The organism is Mesorhizobium sp. WSM4806 (genome assembly GCF_055811635.1).
In genome coordinates this window covers 20,382-42,502 of the sequence record NZ_JBVVQZ010000032.1, presented here as the reverse complement: position 1 = coordinate 42,502, position 22,121 = coordinate 20,382, and the positions used below count along the sequence as shown (strand labels likewise).

General features: G+C 63.3%; 25 protein-coding genes. 12 read left to right on the top strand and 13 right to left on the bottom strand.

Translation table 11 applies throughout. The annotated features are described in order from the left end of the window. The first annotated feature begins 105 nt into the window (after positions 1 to 105). Entirely contained in the window at positions 106 to 1,038 is a 933-nt protein-coding gene (locus AC0L2M_RS32745; RefSeq protein ID WP_023797826.1) for a GntR family transcriptional regulator, read from the top strand. A gap of 180 nt (positions 1,039 to 1,218) precedes the next feature. Here AC0L2M_RS32745 and AC0L2M_RS32740 read toward each other — a convergent pair whose 3' ends face one another. After that, entirely contained in the window at positions 1,219 to 1,398 is a 180-nt protein-coding gene (locus tag AC0L2M_RS32740) for a hypothetical protein (RefSeq protein WP_473537010.1), read from the bottom strand. A 297-nt stretch (positions 1,399 to 1,695) separates the two neighbouring features. On the opposite strand from AC0L2M_RS32740, the gene AC0L2M_RS32735 reads away from it, so the two are divergent. Then, positions 1,696 to 2,130 (top strand): hypothetical protein, encoded by a 435-nt coding sequence (locus AC0L2M_RS32735; RefSeq protein WP_084646611.1) that lies wholly within the window; start codon positions 1,696 to 1,698, stop codon positions 2,128 to 2,130. 198 nt (positions 2,131 to 2,328) lie between these two features. Here the strand turns inward: AC0L2M_RS32735 and AC0L2M_RS32730 are convergent, their stop codons facing one another. Further along, positions 2,329 to 2,493 (bottom strand): hypothetical protein, encoded by a 165-nt coding sequence (locus AC0L2M_RS32730; protein WP_023797828.1) that lies wholly within the window; start codon positions 2,491 to 2,493, stop codon positions 2,329 to 2,331. A gap of 42 nt (positions 2,494 to 2,535) precedes the next feature. After that, positions 2,536 to 2,820 carry an acylphosphatase gene (locus tag AC0L2M_RS32725; RefSeq protein ID WP_023797829.1) on the bottom strand — a complete coding sequence of 95 codons (285 nt, stop codon included), beginning with the start codon at positions 2,818 to 2,820 and terminating at the stop codon, positions 2,536 to 2,538. Positions 2,821 to 2,984: 164 nt separating this feature from the next. Here AC0L2M_RS32725 and AC0L2M_RS32720 point away from each other — a divergent pair, with 164 nt between their 5' ends. Then, the gene (locus AC0L2M_RS32720) at positions 2,985 to 3,797 is read left to right on the top strand and encodes a nucleotidyltransferase family protein (protein WP_023797830.1); all 813 of its coding nucleotides are present in this window, start codon (positions 2,985 to 2,987) and stop codon (positions 3,795 to 3,797) included. Beyond that, the gene (locus AC0L2M_RS32715; RefSeq protein WP_023797831.1) at positions 3,790 to 4,542 is read left to right on the top strand and encodes a metallophosphoesterase family protein; all 753 of its coding nucleotides are present in this window, start codon (positions 3,790 to 3,792) and stop codon (positions 4,540 to 4,542) included. The genes AC0L2M_RS32720 and AC0L2M_RS32715 overlap by 8 nt, the downstream gene beginning before the upstream one ends. A gap of 16 nt (positions 4,543 to 4,558) precedes the next feature. On the opposite strand, the gene AC0L2M_RS32710 is transcribed toward AC0L2M_RS32715, so the two are convergent. Together AC0L2M_RS32710 and AC0L2M_RS32705 are read right to left on the bottom strand one after the other, a co-directional pair. Further along, complete coding sequence (locus tag AC0L2M_RS32710; protein WP_128166599.1) at positions 4,559 to 5,749, bottom strand: NADH-quinone oxidoreductase subunit D; 1,191 nt, start codon at positions 5,747 to 5,749, stop codon at positions 4,559 to 4,561. A gap of 101 nt (positions 5,750 to 5,850) precedes the next feature. Continuing rightward, complete coding sequence (locus tag AC0L2M_RS32705) at positions 5,851 to 6,252, bottom strand: hypothetical protein (RefSeq protein WP_287181422.1); 402 nt, start codon at positions 6,250 to 6,252, stop codon at positions 5,851 to 5,853. A 257-nt stretch (positions 6,253 to 6,509) separates the two neighbouring features. On the opposite strand from AC0L2M_RS32705, the gene AC0L2M_RS32700 reads away from it, so the two are divergent. Next, complete coding sequence (locus AC0L2M_RS32700; protein ID WP_023797834.1) at positions 6,510 to 6,947, top strand: CBS domain-containing protein; 438 nt, start codon at positions 6,510 to 6,512, stop codon at positions 6,945 to 6,947. A gap of 182 nt (positions 6,948 to 7,129) precedes the next feature. Here the strand turns inward: AC0L2M_RS32700 and AC0L2M_RS32695 are convergent, their stop codons facing one another. From AC0L2M_RS32695 to AC0L2M_RS32680, 4 genes are all read right to left on the bottom strand, one after another. Continuing rightward, positions 7,130 to 7,489, bottom strand: coding sequence for a YybH family protein (locus tag AC0L2M_RS32695; RefSeq protein WP_128173110.1), 360 nt, complete (start codon positions 7,487 to 7,489; stop codon positions 7,130 to 7,132). Between the two features lie 112 nt (positions 7,490 to 7,601). Continuing rightward, positions 7,602 to 7,826, bottom strand: coding sequence for a hypothetical protein (locus tag AC0L2M_RS32690; protein WP_023797836.1), 225 nt, complete (start codon positions 7,824 to 7,826; stop codon positions 7,602 to 7,604). Positions 7,827 to 7,898: 72 nt separating this feature from the next. Then, positions 7,899 to 9,062 (bottom strand): NAD(P)/FAD-dependent oxidoreductase, encoded by a 1,164-nt coding sequence (locus AC0L2M_RS32685; protein ID WP_128166602.1) that lies wholly within the window; start codon positions 9,060 to 9,062, stop codon positions 7,899 to 7,901. 2 nt (positions 9,063 to 9,064) lie between these two features. Beyond that, positions 9,065 to 9,190, bottom strand: coding sequence for a hypothetical protein (locus AC0L2M_RS32680; protein ID WP_287171130.1), 126 nt, complete (start codon positions 9,188 to 9,190; stop codon positions 9,065 to 9,067). A gap of 144 nt (positions 9,191 to 9,334) precedes the next feature. Between AC0L2M_RS32680 and AC0L2M_RS32675 the strand changes: the two genes are divergently transcribed. Beyond that, the gene (locus AC0L2M_RS32675; protein ID WP_128173109.1) at positions 9,335 to 10,702 is read left to right on the top strand and encodes an aspartate aminotransferase family protein; all 1,368 of its coding nucleotides are present in this window, start codon (positions 9,335 to 9,337) and stop codon (positions 10,700 to 10,702) included. 639 nt (positions 10,703 to 11,341) lie between these two features. Here the strand turns inward: AC0L2M_RS32675 and AC0L2M_RS32670 are convergent. From AC0L2M_RS32670 to AC0L2M_RS32655, 4 genes are all read right to left on the bottom strand, one after another. Continuing rightward, the gene (locus tag AC0L2M_RS32670) at positions 11,342 to 12,436 is read right to left on the bottom strand and encodes an alcohol dehydrogenase family protein (RefSeq protein WP_473537009.1); all 1,095 of its coding nucleotides are present in this window, start codon (positions 12,434 to 12,436) and stop codon (positions 11,342 to 11,344) included. Between the two features lie 168 nt (positions 12,437 to 12,604). Next, positions 12,605 to 13,984, bottom strand: a complete 1,380-nt coding sequence (locus AC0L2M_RS32665) for an aminotransferase (protein ID WP_473537008.1) — start codon at positions 13,982 to 13,984, stop codon at positions 12,605 to 12,607. Positions 13,985 to 14,161: 177 nt separating this feature from the next. Next, the gene (locus AC0L2M_RS32660; RefSeq protein ID WP_473537007.1) at positions 14,162 to 15,655 is read right to left on the bottom strand and encodes an NAD-dependent succinate-semialdehyde dehydrogenase; all 1,494 of its coding nucleotides are present in this window, start codon (positions 15,653 to 15,655) and stop codon (positions 14,162 to 14,164) included. 331 nt (positions 15,656 to 15,986) lie between these two features. After that, a complete protein-coding gene (locus AC0L2M_RS32655; protein WP_473537012.1) occupies positions 15,987 to 16,469 on the bottom strand; it encodes an Lrp/AsnC family transcriptional regulator in 483 nt (160 codons plus the stop codon). Positions 16,470 to 16,559: 90 nt separating this feature from the next. On the opposite strand from AC0L2M_RS32655, the gene ehuR reads away from it, so the two are divergent. The 6 genes from ehuR (at position 16,560) to eutA (ending at position 22,118) form a co-directional block, all read left to right on the top strand. After that, positions 16,560 to 17,945, top strand: a complete 1,386-nt coding sequence (gene ehuR / locus AC0L2M_RS32650; protein ID WP_023797845.1) for a MocR-like ectoine utilization transcription factor EhuR — start codon at positions 16,560 to 16,562, stop codon at positions 17,943 to 17,945. Between the two features lie 122 nt (positions 17,946 to 18,067). After that, a complete protein-coding gene (gene ehuA, locus AC0L2M_RS32645; protein ID WP_023797847.1) occupies positions 18,068 to 18,853 on the top strand; it encodes an ectoine/hydroxyectoine ABC transporter ATP-binding protein EhuA in 786 nt (261 codons plus the stop codon). A 94-nt stretch (positions 18,854 to 18,947) separates the two neighbouring features. Further along, positions 18,948 to 19,799: an ectoine/hydroxyectoine ABC transporter substrate-binding protein EhuB gene (ehuB, locus tag AC0L2M_RS32640; protein ID WP_473537006.1), complete on the top strand. Its 852-nt coding sequence runs from the start codon at positions 18,948 to 18,950 to the stop codon at positions 19,797 to 19,799. A gap of 169 nt (positions 19,800 to 19,968) precedes the next feature. Further along, positions 19,969 to 20,628 (top strand): ectoine/hydroxyectoine ABC transporter permease subunit EhuC, encoded by a 660-nt coding sequence (gene ehuC, locus AC0L2M_RS32635; protein ID WP_023797849.1) that lies wholly within the window; start codon positions 19,969 to 19,971, stop codon positions 20,626 to 20,628. A gap of 16 nt (positions 20,629 to 20,644) precedes the next feature. Beyond that, on the top strand, positions 20,645 to 21,304 hold the full coding sequence (ehuD, locus tag AC0L2M_RS32630) for an ectoine/hydroxyectoine ABC transporter permease subunit EhuD (protein ID WP_091600368.1): 660 nt from the start codon (positions 20,645 to 20,647) through the stop codon (positions 21,302 to 21,304). A 34-nt stretch (positions 21,305 to 21,338) separates the two neighbouring features. Further along, the gene (eutA, locus tag AC0L2M_RS32625; protein WP_473537005.1) at positions 21,339 to 22,118 is read left to right on the top strand and encodes an ectoine utilization protein EutA; all 780 of its coding nucleotides are present in this window, start codon (positions 21,339 to 21,341) and stop codon (positions 22,116 to 22,118) included. Positions 22,119 to 22,121: the final 3 nt, after the last annotated feature.

Genomic DNA, 22,121 nt, shown 5'->3' with positions numbered 1-22,121 from the left:
ATGCATTTTGATTGAATGAAAAGCAGGAAAATTCGATAGATTGCCAGTTCGAACTGCGTGGCGCATATCTATAATGCGAAGATGCGAACGCCTGAGGAAGTGCCTATGAATGAAACGATCATCGACCGGCCGGCACGCGGCGAGACGGCCAGTCCGCTGCAGATCGATCTGGCGCGGCGGATCCTGGAGCGGATCAGGGATTCGGGCTGGACGGTTGGAACCCGCGTCTCGGTGCCCGACCTTGCCCGCACCTTCGGCGTCTCGCGTTCTCCGATCAGCGCGGCGTTGGAGCTGCTGGTCGCCCAGGGCATCTTGAGCCCGTTCGAGACGAGGGGGCTGCAATTGGCGCGCGAGGTCGCCGACCTCGACCCTGAGGATATCCTGCCCAGTTCACCGCTCGAGGAGCTTTACCGCAGGATGATGCGTGAGCGCGCGCTCGGCCAGCTGCCGCAAGAGGTGTCCGAGGCGGAACTGATGCCGCGCTATCAGGTGTCGCGCGGCGTCGTGCGCAAGCTTTTGCTCCGCTTTGCCGCCGAAGGGCTGGTGCAGCGCCTGCCGGGGCATGGCTGGCGTTTCGCCGACACACTGGTCGGCGAGGACGCCTACCGGGAAAGCTATGAATTCCGGACGGCCGTCGAATGCGCGGCGCTGCGGTCACCCATGTTCAATGCGGATCCTCAGCAACTGGCGCCGGTCCGCCGCGCTCACCAGCGCATCCTGGCGATCGTGTCGACGGGCAAGACGCTGATCGGCGGCGACGAATGGTTCCGGATCAACGCATCCTTTCACGAAGGGCTTGCGGCCTGTTCCGGCAACCGGTTCCTGGCGGATGCGGTGCGCCAGCAGAACAATCTGCGCCGGTTGCAGGAGTCGGCGGGTTTCGAGGAACTGCCGGCGGAACGCATCGAGCAGTCCTGCCGGGAACATCTGGCCATCCTCGATGCCGTCGAGGCGGGCGAGATCGAATGGGCCGAGGCGCTGCTGCGCCAGCATCTAAGGCAGGCATCCGAGTTCGCTTCGCCGCAGCGCTCGATCTGATGCCTGCTATGTCCGCGACGATGAGCATTTCCGTCGTCATTTTCCGCGCCTGATCACCACTGACAGCACCGAGACGACGGCGACGCAGCCCGCATGCTGGCCGCTCAGTGAGCCAACGCGCCGACGCCATCTCGGATCCATGCGGGATCTGGGCGATCTGGAACGAGCGTCTCCGCTCCGTCAACTCCCGGGAGCTTTGGGACTGATTTTCAGCGGCGCATCATTCTCATCCGGATTGGGGACAGGAGCTTCGTCGGGAAGTCTGTCCGGGTCCGGCTCACGCACCGGCTTCGGTTCAGGAAACGGCGGCGGTGTGGGCGCGGGAGTGGGCGTTGGTTCGGGAGTGGGAAGAATGGCCATGGTGTGATTTCCTTCCGCTCGCACTCTGCCTTGGCGGGTCACCGACGTCGGCTGGGATTTTTGAAGCCACCCGTTTCGATCGGTTTTCGCTCGGGCTGACGCACGCAGAACGACCACGCATGCCTATGGTTCCGACGCGAGCCTCCGATGATCCCGCAGGCATCGGCATTCGTGGCCGGACGGGGCCGTCAGAAAAGTGATCGATTGGTCCGCGCATGAGGGCCTTGCCGGCGTCGTGGAGCGCCATAATTTCCATTTCAGGGTGGGACGAACTCACCTGCTGAATAGGAGGCGGCCGTGAAGCACCAAACACTTGACCAACTGCATACCGTTGCCGACGTTCACGCTGAAGCAACAGACCTCGTAGCGACTCGAAGCCAGCGTCTCGAACGTTGGGCGAAACTGCTGGAGAAAAACCCCGATCGACGTCTCGAAGCGTTGACCGGCACCGAATACAAGTCCCCTGAGATACGCGAGAAAATGCGTTACAACGACTCGCCTCTCACGGTTGCCTTCGAGGACCCGATCTTTCGCGCGCAAGGCTTGAGAGATGACACCTACGGTGAAGCCAAGCGCTTCTTCGAACTGACCGACTGGCAGCTGCACGAAATCGTCTGCCATTGCCATGTCGGCGCCTCGATACGAGCGCGATGGGCTGCCTCTCGCGTCCGTTCGGCAATGTCCGAAAGGTTTGGTTTCTTCGCCTGGCTGCGAGGAATATTCATGCACTGACGCTTCGGGCACTGACGCTACGGGCATTGACGCTGCCGGCATTTATGTTGGGGGCCGGCATGTTCGGGTGATGGGGCGGCGAAGTGATTTCCACGCCTCGCATCAGCGGTCGTTGATGAGCGGATAGGCCGTTTCGACGGCGATCCGCCATCGGCGAAGCTCGAACCATAGGCTCGATACCACAGGGATGCGCGGATTTCAGTCGGCGGGCGCCGTGTAGCGACGATGGACTGCTTCCGCAATGGCGGCGCGGCTTTCCATGAGGATCGAGCTATCGTCATCCTCGATGACAGCCGCTGCCTCCGCAAGCGCCTTTTCCTTGACCTGTTGCGGAACCGCTGGCTGTCGATTGCTCCCGCGCAAGGCAACGTCGCGGAGGCTTGGCCTTCAAGCCGGTACACACTCCTAGCCGATGATCCTGAATCCGTTCGGCTCCTGGCCGGCATCGACGTCCTGGGATGTCACGCTGGAGACCGACGCTCCGGTCGGCCCTTTCCACAACCGGTCCAACATGGTCGAAACCGCGCCTTCGGCTCCGACGATCAGTGCCGTTACGGATCCATCCTCCTCATTGCGAACCCACCCGGACAGACCGAGCCTCTCGGCCTCGGTCCGTGTCCACACGCGAAACGAGACGCCTTGCACCCTTCCCCTCAGTCTGACGCGTACCGCCTTGCGCCCGTCCTCCATGGTCGCCTCCGTGCAGTTGGTTTGTTCACACCTTCAACTCACCAGCGGCGAGAAAGGCTCCGCCATCACATTTTACGCTTTATGACGGCAACGGAACCATGCGGCGGCGGCTTTGTTTAAAAGACGGACAGCTGCAGGTTGCTGGGCCTCGGAGCGACGATTTCATGACCAACGATTCTCCAACGGGAGGCGCCATCCCGGCATCCGTTCCGACGATCGATCCGAAAGCGGCGCCGACGCTTCAACACGCCGAGGCCGAGGTCTTTTATACAGAGGCGATCCGCGAACTCGCCGCAACGGACATCCCCTTTCTTGTCGCCGGCACCTACGCGGTGAGCGCCTATACGGGCGTCACGCGCCAGACCAAAGACCTCGACATTTTCTGCAAGGCCGGCGACTACGCGCGCATTCTGGCGCATTTCAAGCAAGCCGGCTATGCGGTCGAGATCGTGGACGACCGGTGGCTTGGAAAGGTCTTCAAGAGCACGCATTTTTTTGACGTCATATTCGCATCGGCGAACGGCACCATGCCGGTCGGCGATCAGTGGCTGGAGCATGCGCGGCAAATCGAGCTGCTGGGCAGTCAGGTGCGGATCGTCGGTCCGACCGAGCTTATCTGGTCCAAATGCTTCATCCAGGACAGAAGCCGCCACGACGGCGCCGACATCGCTCATACCATCCTCAAGGCGCAGGATCAGATCGATTGGCGCCGGCTGCTTTCCTACCTCGAAGTCCACTGGGAGGTGCTGCTGATGCAGCTTCTCAATTTCCGCTGGATCTATCCGAGCGAGCGCGATCACGTTCCCGCCTGGCTGCTCGACGAATTGCTTGACCGGCTCGCCAAGCAGCGGGAGTTGCCTACGCCCCGAATGAAAATCTGCCGCGGGCGCCTGCTTTCGCCGACCGACTACGAGATCGACGTCAAGGAGTGGGGTTTTGCCGGCGTCGGCGGAACAGGAGAATTTCGTGATGGCTGAGAGGAACGAGGCTGCTACGGCAAGGGTTGGGAACGGCGGCACCGTGAGGATTGCGGCTATCGGCGACCTGCATGTGCGGGAAGACGCCCAGGCCTCCTGCCGTGATCTCTTCGGCGAAGTTTCGCGCGAAGCGGACGTCCTCGTGCTCACTGGCGACCTCACCAATCTCGGCAAGCCGCGTGAGGCCGAAATCCTTGCGGAGGATTTGCGCGCCTGCGCAATCCCGGTCGTCGCCGTGCTCGGCAACCATGACTATGAATCCGGCGCGGTCGAGGACGTCGCCCACATCCTTCGGCAGGCGGGCGTCCATCTTCTTGACGGCCAGACCACGGAAATCAAGGACGTCGGCTTTGTCGGCGTGAAGGGGTTCATTGGCGGTTTTGGATCACGCATGCTCGGCTCCTTCGGCGAGCCGGCGATCAAGGCGATGGTCGCCGAAAGCGTCAGCGAATCGATGCGGCTCGAAAACGCAATGCGGCAGGTTCGCACCAATCGTACGCTTGTCGTCCTGCACTACGCTCCGGTGGTCGAGACGGTCGCTGGCGAGCCATTGGAGATTTTTCCGTTCCTGGGCTCGTCGCGGCTGGCGGAGACGATCGATCGGTTCAAGGTCAGCGCCGTGGTGCATGGCCACGCGCATCGCGGCATCTATGAAGGTCGCACGCCCGGCGGTGCCCCGGTCTACAACGTCGCCATGCACGTGGCGAAGCCGACCGGCCGTCCCTACGCCCTGCTCGAAATCTGAAACACCCCGCGCCTCGTCAGCGATCGATCTCGCCGAACACGATATCGAGCGAGCCGATGATCGCGGCGACATCGGCGAGCATGTGCCCGCGCGACAGAAAATCCATCGCCTGCAGATGGGCAAAGGACGGCGCGCGGATCTTGCACCGATAGGGAGTATTGCCGCCGTTCGAAACCAGATAGACGCCGAACTCGCCCTTCGGCGCCTCCACCGCGGCGTAGACTTCTCCGGCGGGCACGCGAATACCCTCCGTGTAGAGTTTGAAATGGTGGATGGTCGCTTCCATCGAGCGTTTCATCGTCGCCCGCGGCGGCGGCGTGATCTTTTGGTTCGGAATTGCCACCGGCCCTTGGCCTTCGGGCGATCGCAATTTCTCCAGGCATTGCCTCATGATCCGCACCGACTGGCGCATTTCCTCCATGCGGACGAGATAGCGGTCGTAACAGTCGCCGTTCTTGCCGATGGGAATGTCGAAATCCATCTCGGGGTAGCATTCATATGGCTGTGCCTTGCGCAAGTCCCACGCCGCGCCCGACCCGCGCACCATGGGGCCGGAGAAGCCCCAGGCCCAGGCGTCGTCGAGGCCGATCACGCCGACATCGACGTTGCGCTGCTTGAAGATACGGTTTTCGGTGAGCAACTCGTCGAGGTTGCCGCAAACCTTGAGGAACGGATCGCAGAAAGCCCAGATGTCGTCCAGGAGCTTCGGAGGCAGGTCCTGGTGCACGCCACCGACCCTGAAATAATTCGCATGCATGCGGGCGCCGGAGGCGCGCTCGTAAAACACCATCAGCTTCTCGCGCTCGGCAAAACCCCAGAGCGGGGGCGTCAGCGCGCCGATATCCATGGCCTGTGTCGTGACGTTGAGGAGATGCGACAAGAGCCGGCCGATTTCGCAAAACAGAACACGGATGAGCTGTCCTCGCTTCGGGACCGAGATTTCCAACAACTTCTCGGCGGCGAGGCAGAACGCATGCTCCTGGTTCATCGGCGCGACATAGTCGAGCCGGTCGAAATAGGGCAGAGCCTGCAGATAGTTCTTGTACTCGATCAGTTTTTCGGTGCCGCGGTGGAGCAGGCCGATATGGGGATCGGCGCGATCGACGACCTCGCCGTCCAGTTCGAGCACCAGGCGCAGCACGCCGTGAGCAGAGGGATGCTGCGGTCCGAAGTTGATGGTGAAGTTGCGAACTGCGGCTTCGACCATGACGCTGCTCCGCTGTACCGGGTTTCAGGGCCGAAGCCCAGTGCTCCGGCCCGCCACGCCCGGACCACCGATCAGGTGCCCGCCAATCACGTGCCCGCCAATCACGTGGTTGTCTGGATGATCAGAGTCAGCATGCCGTCGCCGTCGATGTTGGCGGCAACAACCTGCGACGAATCCAGCCCGTTCGCCGCCAGCACCGATGCTGCCTGTGGCGAGGCATCGATCGAGCTCTGCAGAGTAAGCAGATCTTCAACGCTGGTCTGGGTGATCACGGCCTCGGCTTGCGTCTTGAGTTCCGGCGGCAAATCCTCGAGGGCGACAATGGCAATGCCAGTAAAATTCTGGTCGGTGAAACCTTGATCCGGCAGGGCTTGGTCAGGCAGGGCCTGGTCAGGCGTTTGGTTGGGCAAGCTTGGATCGGGCAGGGCTTCCGGAGCCGGGGGTGCGATTTGGGGAAGCTGCGGGTCGGTGGATTGCGCGTGGATCGGCTGCGCCAGGGCCAATCCCGAAAGGGCGGCAATTGTCGTCAATATGCGCATGATCGTTCCTTCCGTTTTCCGTTTTGCTCGAGGAGGATCACCTGGTGACCACACAACCATTGTCCCGGATTATGGTTCCCGTCCGTCACGGATATGGCCATGGTGGAGCCTATCCTGGCGCGAGCGGTCGAAAGATAGAACGATTCCGACAGGCGTTCATTCTCCCCTGATCACACCTTCATCACAGGATCGGCGGGGCGCTGCAGCTCAAGGAGAAAGCCATGAGAATCAGCGAGTGCATGACACGGAAAGTTCAGGTCGCCAGTCCGGACCAGTCCTTGCGGGATGCCGCACGAGCCATGGCCGATCTTGACGCCGGTGTTCTGCCCGTGGGTGAGAATGAGCGGCTGGTCGGCATGATCACGGACCGCGACATTGCCGTCCGTGGCATCGCGGAGGGCAGAGGTCCCGACACCAAGATCAGGGATGTGATGAGCGCGGAGGTACAGTGCTGCTTTGACGACCAGGAAGTCGGCGATGTCCTTCAGAATATGCGCGATCTCAAACTGCGGCGAATGCCGGTGATCAGCCGCGACCGGCGGTTGGTTGGCATTGTCTCGCTCGGCGACCTCGCCACGAACGGCGAGCCCGCCTGGGCCGGCGAAGCGCTGGGCGGCATTTCGCAGCCGGGCGGCGACCATTCTCAGACGGCGCACTGATGCATCATAAACAGATTTGAAGTTCCTGCTCGATCGACGGCATCGGCGTTCAGGAACTTCGAATCCACAACCGTACTGGAGTCACTCCTTTGCGCTACAGGGCCGCACGCCCGGACGCGCGAGCACTTGGTTTGCGCATGATTCCCAGCGAAAATCGATTTCCGGGATCATCCGGGCCGACGCTACGCTACGGAGAATCGATCGATGACCCACAGCCATGTCCCGTCGCCCTGGCGGCGGGCGACCTCGGCGGTTACGGTGCCATCGGGAAGATGGGTTGACGTCAGTGCCAAATCTCCGCTGACAACAGCCGGAGCCTGATTTCCGGCGGCATATTTTCGGCCCGTTGCGGTGATGTCGGCGAAGAGTGCCCGGATCGCTTCGCGGCCACGCGTCAGTCGCCCGTCACCGCTGTCGACGACGGCATGCGGCTCAAAAAGCGCGGCCATGCCGTCGATGTCTCCCACCCACTGCCGGGAGATCAGCAGACGCTCCAGATCCTGGGGATCACGCGCCGGCTCGCGGCTTGCTTCATCGGTCATGGCGAAACTCCTCCGACGCTCGGTAGCAAAGCGTTCGATCCTGCGCCAAGTTTCGTTGGAAGACGAGCCGCAAGCTCCGCCATGCTGATCGCAAGGTGGAGCAGCCTGGCGATCATCCTCCCCAGCCGAGATCGCGATCCGCAACGCGCCATTCGGCGGTGCGGGCGCGGCGCCGGTGGCTGCGGCTGTCGTTGAGGAAGTCGGCGATCCTTGCCGCCGACTTCGCCGAGGCGAAAGTCAGCAGCCGATCGTGATGGACGACGGGCTCGCCGGTCTCATTGTCCCAGATCTCGAACCGGCAGCTTGGGTTCGGTATGGCTTCGAAACGGATCTTCATATCGATGGTCCCGGTGATCGTCGGACCGAGGTTCCGCGATCCCGGCTTATGGATGGCTTACGGGCGTTTGGATTATGCCTTTGGCAGCGGGCGCGCTCGCGCGGGTCGCCCTCGGCTAGCCGCCTTCGGCGCGAGGCGCTGGGCGACATGGTCGGCGATCGCCAGGCTTGAGGTCAGGCCGGGGCTCTCGATGCCGAACAGATTGACCAGGCCCTCCACGCCATGCACCGCCGCGTCCTGGATGACGAAGTCGGCATTGGCTTCGCCGGGACCGGAGAGCTTCGGCCGGATGCCGCTATAGGCCGGCCGCAGGCTGCCATCGGCCAGGTCCGGCCAGTATTTGCGGATCTCGTCGTAGAAGCGCTCGCCACGTATTGGATCGACGCGATAGTCGAGTTGATCGGTCCATTCGACGTCAGGCCCGAAGCGGGCGACGCCGTCGAGGTCGAGCGTCAGATGGACGCCGAGCCCGCCGGGTTCGGGCACGGGATAGACCAGCCGCGAGAACGGCGCCCGGCCGGCGACCGAAAAGTAATTGCCCTTGGCGTAGCGAAGTTCTGGCACGAATTGCCGGTCGAGCCCGTCAAGCGAGCCGGCAAGTGCCGTGGCGCCGAGCCCGGCGGCGTTGACGAAGCGCGCGGTGGCGATTTTAAAGCGCTCGCCGCTGGTGCTGTCGATCGTGTCGAGCACGATGCGCCCACCTTCAATGGCGCCCGAGGCGATGCGGGTGTTGAGGCTGAGCGCCGCCCCGTGCTCCTCGGCGTCGCCCAGCAGCGCAAGCATCAGCGCGTGGCTGTCGATGATGCCGGTGGCGGGAGACAAAAGCGCGGCCGTGCCGCGCAGCTTGGGCTCCAGCCTGCGCGCCTCTGCTGCGGTCAAGGGCGTCAAATCGCCCGCGCCGCAAGCAGCGGCATTGGCCAGGATCGAAGCGAGCATCGGCTCCTGTTCGGCATCCGTGGCGACGATGAGCTTGCCGCAGCGCGCATGCGGCACCGCCCGCTCCTGGCAATAACGGTAGAGCCTTTCGCGGCCTGCCACGCAGAGCCGGGCCTTCAGCGATCCGGCCGGATAGTAGATGCCGGCATGGATGACCTCGGAATTGCGCGAACTGGTCCCGGTGCCGATGGCGTTCTCGGCCTCGAGGATCAGGGTGTCCATGCCACGCCGCGCCATCTCTCGCGCGATCGCGAGGCCAATAACGCCGGCGCCGGCAACGATGCAGTCGACATGGTCCACGATCAGGCCACCTCAGCCTTGTTGTTGTGCCTGCTGGTGAGCCGTTCGGGAATCAGGTCTTGGCCATGCGCACAGCCGCCTTGGCGCAGGTTCCGGCGTTCAGCAGCCCCGAAGCTGAAATTCTGCATGTCTTTCGTCCATCCGCCGGCCCTTCCGAAAGGTCTTGACACCCTTACAAGAAACGGATGCAGCAAACAGCATTAATCCAGAGGCCGATGCGCACGCCGAACGGCGGCAGGACGCACGTCCCGGCATGCAGGACAGGAGCCATCATGGACGCTCGACCGAATTCTCCCGAAGCCCGCGACATCAGCTACCACATGCACGGCTACACCAATGCCCGCAAGCACGAGGAAGCAGGGCCACTGGTCATCGAGAAGGGCGACGGCATCTATGTCGAGGATCTCGCCGGCAACCGCTATATCGAGGCGATGGCCGGGCTTTGGAGCGTCGCGGTCGGCTTCTCCGAGAAGCGGCTGGTCGACGCTGCGGTGCGCCAGATGTCCAAGTTGCCTTACTATCACGACTTCGGTTCCAAATCGCATTCGCCGCTGATCGATCTCGCCGAGAAGCTGGTGCAGATGGCGCCGGTGCCGATGAGCAAGGCGTATTTCACCAATTCCGGCTCCGAGGCCAACGATACGGCCATGAAGATGATCTGGTACCGGTCGAATGCGCTCGGCCAGCCGGCGCGCAAGAAGATCATCAGCCGCATTCGCGGCTATCACGGCGTCACCATTGCTTCGGCGAGCCTGACTGGGCTGCCCAACAACCACAATTCCTTCGACCTGCCGATCGCCAATGTGCTGCACACCTCGACGCCGCACCACTGGCGCGAGGCGCTGCCGAATGAGAGCGAAGGAGAGTTTTCGAGCCGGCTTGCTGACGATCTGGAAAAGCTGATCCTGGCCGAAGGACCGGAAACCGTCGCTGCCTTCTTCGGCGAGCCGATCATGGGCGCCGGCGGCGTCATCGTGCCGCCGGCAGGCTACTGGGAGAAGATCCAGGCGGTGCTGTCGAAATACAACATCCTGCTCGTCGCCGACGAGGTGATCTGCGGCTTTGGCCGAACCGGCGAAATGTTCGGCTCGCAGACCTTCGGCATCAGGCCCGACATCATGGTGCTGTCGAAGCAGATCTCTTCGTCCTACCTGCCGATCTCGGCCTTGCTGATCAATGAGAAGGTTTTCGAGCCGATTGCCGACGAAAGCAATCGCATCGGCACCTTCGGCCACGGCTTCACCGGCGGCGGCCATCCCGTTGCGGCGGCGGTCGCGCTGGAGAACCTGAAGCTGATCGAGGAGCGCGATCTCGTCGGCAATGCGCGCACGGTCGGCGCGCATATGCAGAAGCGGCTGCGCAAGCTCGCTTCGCACCCGCTTGTCGGCGAGGTGCGCGGCGTCGGCCTGATCGCGGCGGTCGAACTGGTCGGCGACAAGGCGAACAAGACGCCGTGGGAGACGGCCGGCGCACTGGGCGGGCTCGTCAACGGTTTCATGCAGCAGAACGGCGTCATCTCGCGCAACATGGGCGATGCACTGGCCTTCTGCCCGCCGCTGATTATCACCGAGCCCCAGGTCGATGAGGTGATCGACGCGTTTGAAAGATCGCTTGAAGCCGCGGTCAAGCAGGTCCTGTAGTGGCGCCCGTCGCTCGAGATCATGCCGTTATAAGAGAACCGAATTTTTCTTATAACTGGAGCCGCTAACTGGAGCCGCCTGACATGAAGACGGTCGACCGCAAGCGGCGTTATAAGAAAATTGCGAAAAACTTATAACGCCGCAGGAGAGGTTCAGGAATCCTTGTTGCCGTCGTGCGGCCAAATCAGAATGGTTTTGCGCGCAGACCCTGGGACCCATTCCGTTACCTCGGAGCGCTGCTGCGGTGCAGAACGCTTTGATCGTGGAGGGACAGCGCCCCCCTCTGTCCTGCCGGGACATCTCCCCCACAAGGAGGGAGATTGGCCTTGATCACTGATTTCGCCAACCATCAACCTTGCAAAAGGGACGCTGTCCGCGAAGCTGCCAATCTCCCCCCAAGTGGGGGAGATGCCAAACTTTGGCAAAGAGGGCAGGACAGAGGGGGGCGCGAAGGATCGCTACAGAGCGCTTTTATTCTGAGCCGCAGCATTATGGACGGAAACTAGCTGGAATGCGAAGGCTTATGCCAATCGCCAGCGTTGGAGATCGGCTGCAGTCTGGTCGGGCAGCGACCACCCACGGCCTTTTCAGGCTCAGTCAAAGAACCAAATTCTCTATGCAGAGACTACGTGCTTCATCTTATCGGCGATCCGCAACGGCATCCGGAACGACCACCAGCTTGCCGACAAAATCCTTGGCAATGAAATCCGCCTGGGCACGGTGGAAATCGGACAGCTTGTAGACACCGCCGACCAGCGGCCGGATCTTCTTCTCCTCGATGTAGCGGACGATACGACGGAAATCGTGTCGCGTACCCTGGCTGGAGCCGTGCAGCTGCAATTGCTTGAGGTACATGGTGCGCAGATCGAGTTGCACGACCGGGCCGGCAATCGCGCCGGCGGTGGTGTAGCGACCCTCGGGCCGAAGGATGCGCAACAGGTCGTTGAAGATCGCACCGCCGACGAGGTCGGCAACCACGTCGATCGGCTGGCCGCCGGTTGCGTCGTTGACGGCGGCGGGCAGATCGGCGACGCCACGGGTGATCACCGCCTCGGCGCCGATGGCGAGCACCGCCTGTTCCTTGCCCTTGCCGACGACGGCATAGGGGATGGCGCCGCGCGCCCGCGCCAACTGCACGATACCGGAGCCGACGCCGCCCGAGGCGCCGGTGACCAGCACGCGCTCGCCGGCCTTCAATGCGACGCGTTCGAGCATCTGTTCGCCGGTAAGGTAAGCGCAGCAGAAGGTGGCGAGCTCGACGTCGGTCAGGTCGGTGGCGACGACATGGGCATTCTCGGCCGGCACGGTCTGGAACTCGGCATAGCCGCCGTCGCGGCCATGGCCCATATAGTCGATGTCGGCGAGTGAATCATCGTCGCGGTTGTAGATGGAGAAATCGACCATCACCCGCTCGCCGATGCGGGCCGAAGAAACACCCTCGCCGACGGCAACGATGTTGCCGACGGTGTCGGTGCCCTGGATTCGCGGGAAGGTCAGCGTATTGCCCTGACGCCGCCAGGTCGACACGGCGGCAGCATCTTCTTCCGTGCCGTAGGCGCCCTGGCGCACCCAGACATCGGTGTTGTTCATGCCGCACGCCGTGACCTTGACCAGAACCTCGCCGGGGGCGGGAGAGGGCACTTTCACATCGGTGCGATAGACAAGCTTTTCCGGCCCGCCGTGACCGGTCAGAAGCACGGCGGCCATGGTGGCGGGGAGCGCTTTGGAGGTCATTGATGTTGCTTCCAGATATTCCAGGTTGGCGCTGCCCCTCACCCTTACCCTCTCCCCGTGAACAACGGGGAGAGGGGGGTCGCCAGCGCTGGAGCTTGTCCCTTCTCCCCGTCGTTCACGGGGAGAAGGTGCCGGCAGGCGGATGAGCGGCGGCACCAAGGTCGATAATTAGATGCTGGCAAACACGCCATTCACCGCATCGGCCGTCTTCGACACGACGATGTCGGCCTCTTCGCGGGTGAGGCATAGCGGCGGCGCAAAGCCGAGAATGTCGCCTTGCGGCATGGCGCGGCCGATGACGCCAAGCTCGGCAAGCGCGGTCGCGACCTGAGGCCCGATTTTTTGCGCGGCATCGAAGAACACGCGGTCGTCCCGGTCGGCGACGAATTCGATTGCCGCCAGCATGCCGTCGCCGCGCACCTCGCCGACATTCTTGTGGCCGCCGACGGCTTTCGCCAGTTCGGCGCGGAAATAGGCGCCGGTCTCACCGGCGTTGGTCACCAGGTCCATCTCGTCGATCAGTTCCAGGTTGGCGACACCGGCGGCAACGCAGATCGGATGCGCCGAATAGGTCCAGCCATGGCCCAAGCTGCCGAGTTTGTCGGAGCCCTGGACCAGCACCTGCCAGACCTTATCCGAGACGATGACGCCCGACAGCGGCGCATAGGCCGAGGTCAGGCCCTTGGCGATGGTGATCAGGTCGGGTTTGATGCCGTAATGGTCGGAGCCGAACATGGTGCCCAGCCGGCCGAAGCCGGTGACCACTTCGTCGGCGACCAGCAGCACATCATATTTGTTCAGAACCGCCTGGATCTTTTCCCAGTACAGAGCGGGCGGCGGCACGATGCCGCCGGTGCCGAGGATCGGCTCGCCGATGAAGGCGGCGACCGTGTCCGGGCCCTCGGCTAGGATCATCTCTTCGAGCTTGTCGGCACAGTGTTGGGAAAACTGTTCCTCGCTCATCGAGCGGTCGGCGCGGCGGAAATAGTAGGGCGCTTCGGTGTGCAGGATCGGCGCGCGCGGCAGGTCGAAGGCGTTGTGGAACAGGTCGAGCCCGGTCAGCGATCCGGTCATGACTCCGGAGCCGTGATAGCCGCGCCAGCGTGAGATGATCTTCTTCTTCTCGGGACGGCCGAGCACGTTGTTGCAGTACCAGATCAGCTTGATGTTGGTTTCGTTGGCGTCGGAACCGGAGAGGCCGAAATAGACCCTCGACATGCCTTGCGGGGCGCGGTCGATGATCATCTTGGAAAGGGTGATCGACGCCTCGGTGCCGTGGCCGACATAGGCGTGGTAATAGGCAAGGTTCCTGGCCTGGACGGCGATGGCGTCTGATATCTTCTGGCGGCCATAGCCGACATTGACGCAATAGAGCCCGGCGAAGGCATCGATGCTCTTGCGGCCGTTATTGTCCCAGATGGTGACGCCTTCGCCGCCGGCGATGACGCGGGTCGGCGATTCACCCCGTGCATGCGTGCCCATATGGGTCGAGGGGTGGAAGAAGTGGTCGCGGTCCCAGGCGGCGAGTTCGTTGGACTGGTCGAGCATTTTTTTAATTCCTTGGTGAAAGATGGTCCCGACGCGGCCTAAGGTGTGTCGAGATTCAGGCTAGGCCGAGTCGAAGTGGCTTCTGAGAACCGGAGCGGAGCGTACTTTTCATACGGAGCACCGGAAGCGCAGGACGCCGCCATTTGCAGACCGGCATCACCTGAATGTCGATACACCTTACGCCACGTCCAGGCAGAGATATTTAAGATCGGTAAAGGCTTCGAGCCCGTGGCGCGAGCCCTCGCGACCGATGCCGGACTGTTTGACGCCGCCGAACGGGATCGGCGCGCCGGTGATCTTGACGCGGTTGATGGCGACCATACCGTAGTCGAGCGCGCGGCCCATGCGCAATTGGCGGCCGCCGTTCTCGGTGACGACATAGGCGACGAGCCCGAATTCGGTGGCGTTGGCGCGGGCGATGACCTCGTCTTCGCTGTCGAAGGTCGTCACCGCGGCGACCGGACCAAAAGTTTCCTCGCGCATGATCAGCGCATCGTCGGTGACATCGGCGAGCAGGGTCGGCCGGTAGAACAGCGGCCCGGCCGGATGTCTGCCGCCGCCGGTGAGGCAGCGCGCGCCATGGGCGAGCGCATCGGCGACTTGCTCCTCGACCTTCTTGACACCGCGCTCATGCATCAACGGCCCGATGTCGGTGTCTCCGGCCAGGCCATTGCCGATCCGCAGCGCCTCGATGCGCCTGGCGAAAGCGGCGCAGAAACGATCGTAGATCGGACGCTGGACATAGATGCGGTTGGCGGCGAGGCAATCCTGGCCGGAAGTGGCGAATTTGGCGTCGACGGCGATGGTCACCGCCTTGTCGAAATCGGCGTCGGCAAACACGATCAGCGGCGCATGGCCGCCAAGCTCCATGACCAGCCGCTTCATCGTCGGCGCACTTTGCGCGGCGATCAGCCTGCCGATCTCGGTCGAGCCGGTGAAGCTCATGGCGCGGACGCGCGGATCTTCACACATCAGCCCAACGATGGTCGAAGCCTTGCCGGTGAGTACGTTAAAGACGCCAGCCGGCAGGCCGGCGCGTTCGCCGAGTTCGGCCAGCGCCAGTGCCGACAACGGCGTTTCCGACGAAGGATGCGCGACGATGGTGCAGCCGGCGGCAAGCGCGGCCGCAGCCTTGCGGGTCAGCATGGCCGCCGGAAAATTCCACGGCGTGACGACGCCGACGACGCCGAGCGGTTCGCGCCGCACCATCATCTCGGCGTTTGGCAAATGGCTGGTGACGCTTTCGGCGTTGAGGCGCTTTGCCTCCTCGGCGTACCATTCGACGAAGGAGGCGGCGTAGTCGATCTCGCCAAGCGATTCCTTGAGAGGCTTGCCCTGTTCGAGCGTCATCAACAGCGCCAGATCGTCCTTGGCGGCGATGATCAGATCGAACCATTTGCGCAGGATTCTTGCGCGTTCCTGTGGGAGAGCCGCGCGCCAGGCGGGAAAGGCGCGCGACGCCGCGTCGATCGCCTTGCTCGTCTGCCTGGCATCGAGCGCGGCAACCCAGGCAACGGTGGCGCCTGTAGCAGGGTCGGCCACCCCAAAACTCTCGGCGGCTTCACTCGCCGTCCAGTGGCCGTCGACATAGGCGAGTTGGCGCAGCAGCCGGCGGTCGGCGAGCCGGTCAAGCGCTTCGTGGCGTTGTGGGCGGGCAAAATGCGCGGACATGTTCGAGGTCTCCCGGTTTCGGAGTGATGCGGAGAGACTATGCGCGCGGCGCAGACAGAGAGGCTGTTTCGGAGCGCACGCGTAGAGAGATTGTCTCTATTGGGCTGCTCGGGCAGACAATCTGTTCAGCTTATAGGCTGGGCTATCTCATCGAGGAAGTGCCCCCTCACCCGGATTGCCAAAAGAATTGCAAAGGGCAATTCGGGGCAATCCGACCTCTCCCCCGAGGGGAGAGGAGATCGCAGCGCCGGCACCTTTCTCTTCTCCCCGCCGGGGAGAAGGTGGCCGCGAAGCGGCCGGATGAGGGGGCTCTTTGCGATTTGCTCAGACCTCACGACGGCGTCGGCAACAGATCCGCCACCGGCAAGGCGACCTCCTCCTTCACCGTCTTGGTGACGATGTAGGTGAAGTAGCGGTCGATGCCGATCTCGCGTTCGAGCAGGGCGTCGACGAGCCGCTGGTAGGCGTCGATGTCGCGCGCCATCACTTTCAGCAGATAGTCGACGCCGCCGCCCACCGACCAGCAGGCGACGATTTCGGGGACGTCGCGGATGACGCGCTCGAAACGGTCGAAATCGGCCTGGCGGTGGCTGGCCAGCGTCACCTCCATCAGGACGATGGCGACCGGCGCGACGGCGCGCATTGCAACCTTGGCGTGATAGCCGGCGACGATGCCGGCCTTTTCCAGCTTGCGCAACCGCATCCAGCACGGCGTCGGCGACAGGCCGACCTTGTCGGCGAGCGCCAGCTTGGTGATGCGCCCGTCGCGCTGAACCGCGTCGAGGATTTTGAGGTCGATCTGATCCAGTTTCAATGCGGCCATGAGCGTCCACTTTTTTCCGCGACACCATGACGGCGCATTATTTCGATTGTCAATTGCACTGATTTCGATCTCTAATATGTCATGACATTGTGGCGCCCAGATCCCGCGCTCATCCGGCGGCCGGCCTATCAATCGCTCGCCGACCAGTTCGCGCGCGCCATTCATGACGGGCGGCTGGCCAACGGCGCGCGGCTGCCGACGCATCGCCGGCTGGCCGACGATTTGAAGCTTTCGGTGCAGACAGTCAGCCGCGCCTATGAAGAACTGATCCGCCGGGGCCTGGTCTCGGGCGAGATCGGCCGCGGCAGCTTCGTGCAGACGCAGCGCCGCGAGCCGGAGCCGCCCTATCTGCCGGAGCGCCTTGGCGAGGTCATCGACCTGTCGATCCTGAAGCCGGTCTGCGAGCCGATGCATCTGGAGCGGCTGAAGCAGGCGCTGGGCTGGCTCGCCGAGAACCTGCCGTCGACCTCGGCGCTGTCGTTCCGGCCGAACATGGTGTTTCCGCGCCACCGTGCAGTGGCGGTCGAATGGCTGCGGCTGTGCGGTCTCGACGTGTCGGCGCAGAATGTCAGCCTGACCAACGGTGCCACGGCCGGCATGACGGTGGCGCTGATGAGCGTGGCGCCGCCGGGTTCGACCGTCGCCACCGAGGCGATCGGCCATCACACGCTGATCCCGCTGGCGCGCTATCTCGGCTTCAACCTCGAGGGTCTGCCGATCGACGACAACGGCCTGATCCCGGAGGCGCTCGACGAGGCGTGCCGGCTTTCCGACATCCGCGCCGTGTTCGTGCAGCCCTCGGTGATCAATCCGACTGCAACATTGATGAATGCCGCGCGGCGCGAGCAGATCGCTGCGGTGGCGCGCAGGCACGACATCGCCATCATCGAGAACGACGTGCTCGGGCCGCTCGTCGAGGGCCGTCCGCCGCCGGTCGCCGCCTTCGCGCCCGAGCGCACGCTCTACGTCACCTCCTTCACCAAGATCGTACTGCCAGGCCTGCGCATCGGTTATCTCGCGGCGCCCGACCGCTATGTCGCTGCCGTCGCCAACCGGCATCTCGTCTCCAACTGGATGGCGACGCCGATGGTGGCGGAGATCGCGACAAAATGGGTGACCGACGGCACGGCGATGGAACTCGTCCGCTGGCAACGGTCGGCGCTGCGGCGGCGGCAGGAGATTGCCGCCCAGGTGCTTGCCGGGGTCGACTACCGCGTCCATCGTGACGGGCTGCATCTGTGGCTGGAACTGCCCGGCGACCGCGCCGAGGAGGGCTTCGTCTCACAGGCCCGCCTGCAGGGCGTGGCGATCGCACCAGGCACATCGTTTCGCATTTCGGCGGCGCCCTGGCAGCCGGCAGTGCGCATCTCGCTGGGCTCGACCACCGAGGGTGAACTGCGCGCCGGCCTCAGTGTTGTCACCAAGCTTCTGCTCGGCGACCCGGAGCATCTGCTGCTGGCGATCTAGGCAGACATTGCCGCGAAACTCTGCGGAGCCAGAAACATTGTCATGAGTTTATTTTCCTGATTGACATGATTTGGCGCGTTCAGCATCGTTAAGGCACAGCTTCTCCAGCACGGGGGAATTCTTTGTCCGCGCCCATAATCAAGATCGACGCCATTTCGAAAAGCTTCGGCACCTTCAAGGTGCTGGACGGACTGTCGATGCAGGTCATGCCGCGCGAGAAGCTGGCGCTGATCGGCCCATCCGGCTCCGGCAAGACGACGATCCTGCGCATCCTGATGACGCTGGAGAGGATCGACAGCGGCCACATCCAGATCGACGGCGAGCAGCTTTACCACATGGAGCGCAACGGCCAGTTGCTGCCCGCCGACGAACGGCATCTGGCAAGAATGCGCCAGAAGATCGGCATGGTCTTCCAGCTGTTCAACCTGTTTCCGCACAAGAGCGTCATCGACAACGTCACGCTGGCGCCGATCCTGACCAAGGGCATGCCGCGCGCCGCCGCCGAAAAGCGGGCGATGGAACTGCTTGACATGGTCGGCATGGCCGACAAGGCGAAAGCGATGCCGGCGCAGCTTTCCGGCGGCCAGAAGCAGCGCGTTGCCATCGCTCGCGCCTTGGCGCTGCAGCCCAGGATCATGCTGTTCGACGAGGTGACATCGGCGCTCGATCCGGAACTGGTCGAGGAGGTGCTGAACGTGTTGTGGCGGCTGTGCTCGGAGACCGACATGACCATGCTGCTGGTCACCCACGAAATGGGTTTTGCCCATGATTTCGCCGACCGGGTTCTGTTCTTCGACCGCGGCAAGATCGTCGAGGAAGGCAAGCCGGACGAGATTTTCCGCAACCCCAAGCAGGAGCGTACGCAAGCTTTCCTGAAGAAGATCATCGCGGCCGGACATCGCGTCTGACTGCCATGTCTGAGGCGGCAGCGCCGTCCTCCCAGGGCGGCGAAGCCGTCCCGTAGAACGACCAAACCAAAAGAGAAACAAGGAGTTGGGAACAATGAAGAAACTTGGCATTTTGGCCGGCGTCGCCGGTGTTGCACTGACCGCAATCCTGGCCGCTTCGACCGCGGGATCGGCCGACGACAGCAAGCTCGAAGAGCTCAAGGCACAGGGCTTCGCCCGTGTCGCCATCGCCAACGAGCCGCCCTATACGGCGGTTGCTGCCGACGGCAAGGTCTCGGGTGCGGCGCCCGATGTGGCCCGTGAAATCTTCAAGCGTCTTGGTGTCAACGACATCGTCGCCTCGATCTCGGAATATGGCGCGATGATCCCCGGCCTGCAGGCCGGCCGTTTCGACGTCGTCACCGCCGGCCTGTTCATGAAACCGGAGCGCTGCGCGGCGGTCGCTTATTCGGAGCCGGTGCTGTGCGACGCCGAGGCAATGCTGGTCAAGAAGGGCAACCCGAAGGGCCTCAAGAGCTATGAGGATGTCGCCAAGGATGCCACCGCAACGATCGGGGCGCCGGGCGGCGGCACCGAGGAGAAGCTGGCGCTCACTGCCGGCGTGCCGCGTGACCGCGTCATCGTCGTGCCGGATGGCCAGAGCGGCCTGAAGATGCTGCAGGACGGCCGCATCGACGCCTATTCCCTGCCGGTGCTGTCGATCAACGATCTGGTCAAGAAGGCCAACGATCCGAACCTCGAAGTCGTCGCGCCGGTGGTCGGCGCGCCGGTCTATTGCGACGGCGCGGCGTTCAAGAAGGGCGATGAGGCGCTGCGCGACGCCTATGACGTCGAATTGGCCAAGCTGAAGGAGTCCGGCGAATTCGCCAAGATCATTGAGCCCTACGGTTTTTCGGCCGCGGCGGCGATGTCGACGAGCCGCGACAAGCTCTGCTCGGCGAAGTAAAAAGTTGCCCCTCACCCTTACCCTCCCCTGTGAAGAACGGGGAGAGGGGGCGCCAACGTTGGAGCTTCACCCTTCTCCCCGTCCCTATACGGGGAGAAGGTGCCGGCAGGCGGGTGAGGGGCAGCGCCGACCTTCTGTAATAATCGCCAAGCGGAGAAATGCTTAGTTAATGACCCAATGGTCCGGCTATTTCGGCCTGATATTGCAGGGAGCGCTTGTTACCATCGAGCTGACGCTGATGGGGTCGGTGCTTGCCCTGATCATGGCCTTTCTCGCTGGGCTGGGGCGGCTGTCGCGTTTTTTCGCAATTCGGGCGCTGGCCACCGCCTACATCGAATTCTTCCGCGGCACCTCGATCTTCGTGCAGCTGTTCTGGGCCTATTTCGTGCTGCCGTTCATCGGCATTTCGCTGACGCCGCTGCAGGCCGGCGTGCTGGCGCTTGGCCTCAATGTCGGCGCCTACGGCGCGGAGGTGGTGCGCGGCGCCATCCAGTCGATCGGCCGCGAACAGTACGAGGCCTGCACCGCGGTCAATCTCGGCCGCTGGCAAGCCATGCGCCATGTCATCCTGCCGCAGGCGCTGCTGGTGATGCTGCCGACCTTCGGCAATAACGCCATCGAATTGCTCAAGGCCACCGCCGTGGTTTCGCTGATCTCGCTCACCGACCTGACCTTCCAGGCCCAGGTCGTGCGCTCGCAGACCGGCAACACGCTGGTGCCGTTCACCACCATTCTCGTCATCTATTTCGGCCTTGCGCTGATCATTTCGTGGGGGGTGCGTTCGCTGGAACGCCGCATGGCACGCGGCCTCGACGGGGTGCGCGTCTGATGGATCGGGCCTCATAATGGAGTGGGATTGGAATTTCGTCTGGGAGATCATGCCGACCCTGATCGAGGGCGTGAAGATCACCATCCTGGCGACACTGCTCGGCTCGGTCCTGGCCGCGATCGTGGGGTTGGCCATCGCGCTGGCGCGGCGCTCGCCGAACAAGGGCTTGTCGCGCAGCGTCGGCTTCCTCGCCGAGTTCATTCGCGGCACGCCGCTCTTGGTGCAGCTCTACTTCATCTTCTACGTGCTGCCGGATATCGGTATCCTGCTGCCGCCTCTGGTGGCGGGCGTCATCGGCCTCGGGCTGCATTACGGCACCTACACGGCCGAGGTCTATCGCGCCGGCATCGACAATGTGCCGCGCGGCCAGTGGGAAGCCGCCAAGGCCTGCAATCTCAACGCCAGGCAGACCTGGACCCACATCATCATGCCGCAGGCTATCCCGCCGATGATCCCGGCGCTTGCCAACTACTTCATCGCCATGTTCAAGGAGACGCCGCTGCTGTCGGCGATCACCGTGCTGGAACTGATGAACCAGGCCAAGAGCGTCGCCAACACCTATTACCGCTATGTCGAGCCGATGACCTTGGTCGGCGCCTTCTTCCTCGTCATCAGCCTGTTCTCGGTCGTGCTGCTGCGCTGGCTGGAACGCCGCTACGGGCGCATTGAAAAATGACAGTTCCTTCGACCAAACCGTTGGCAAGGAGCGCATGGTGACCGCTCCAGTCGACATCCGCTTGCACTCGACACGGCCGGCGCTCGACGCGCGTCCGCTGGAAAAGCGCGTCGGCCTGATCATCCTTGCCACCGACCATACGACCGAACCGGATTTTCGCCGCATGGTGGCAGGCGACCGGATCGGCGTCTATGTCGCGCGCATCCCCTATGCCAATCCGACGACGCCGGACAATTTGCGCAAGATGCAGCCGTCGCTGACGGCGGGCGCCGCGCTCATCCTGCCTGATGAGCCGCTCGACGCGGTCTGCTATTCCTGCACCTCGGCCTCAGTCGTCATCGGCGATGCCGAAATCGAGGCGGCGGTGCAGGCGGCCAAGCCGGGCGTACCCGTGGTTACGCCGCCGATGGCAGGGGTGCGCGGCTTGAAAGCGCTGGGCGCCAGGACGATCAGTATTCTCACTCCTTATACCGTCGAGACCAGCCGGCCGATGGCCGCCTATTTCGCGGCGCACCGGTTCGAGATCGCCAGCTTCACCTGTCTCGGCTTCGACGACGACCGCGAGATGGCGCGGATTGCACCGGCCACGCTGGTCGATCTGGCAGCCAAGACGACCGACGCGCAAGCGGACGCACTGTTCGTCTCCTGCACGGCGCTGCGGGCAGCACTTGCCGTCGTCGGCATGGAGGAGGCGATCGGCCGCCCGGTCGTCACCAGCAATCAGGCAACGGCCTGGAACTGCCTGCGGCTTTGCGGTGACGACGAGCGGCGCGCCGAATTCGGCCGTCTGATGACGCTGCCTTTGGGACAATGAGGC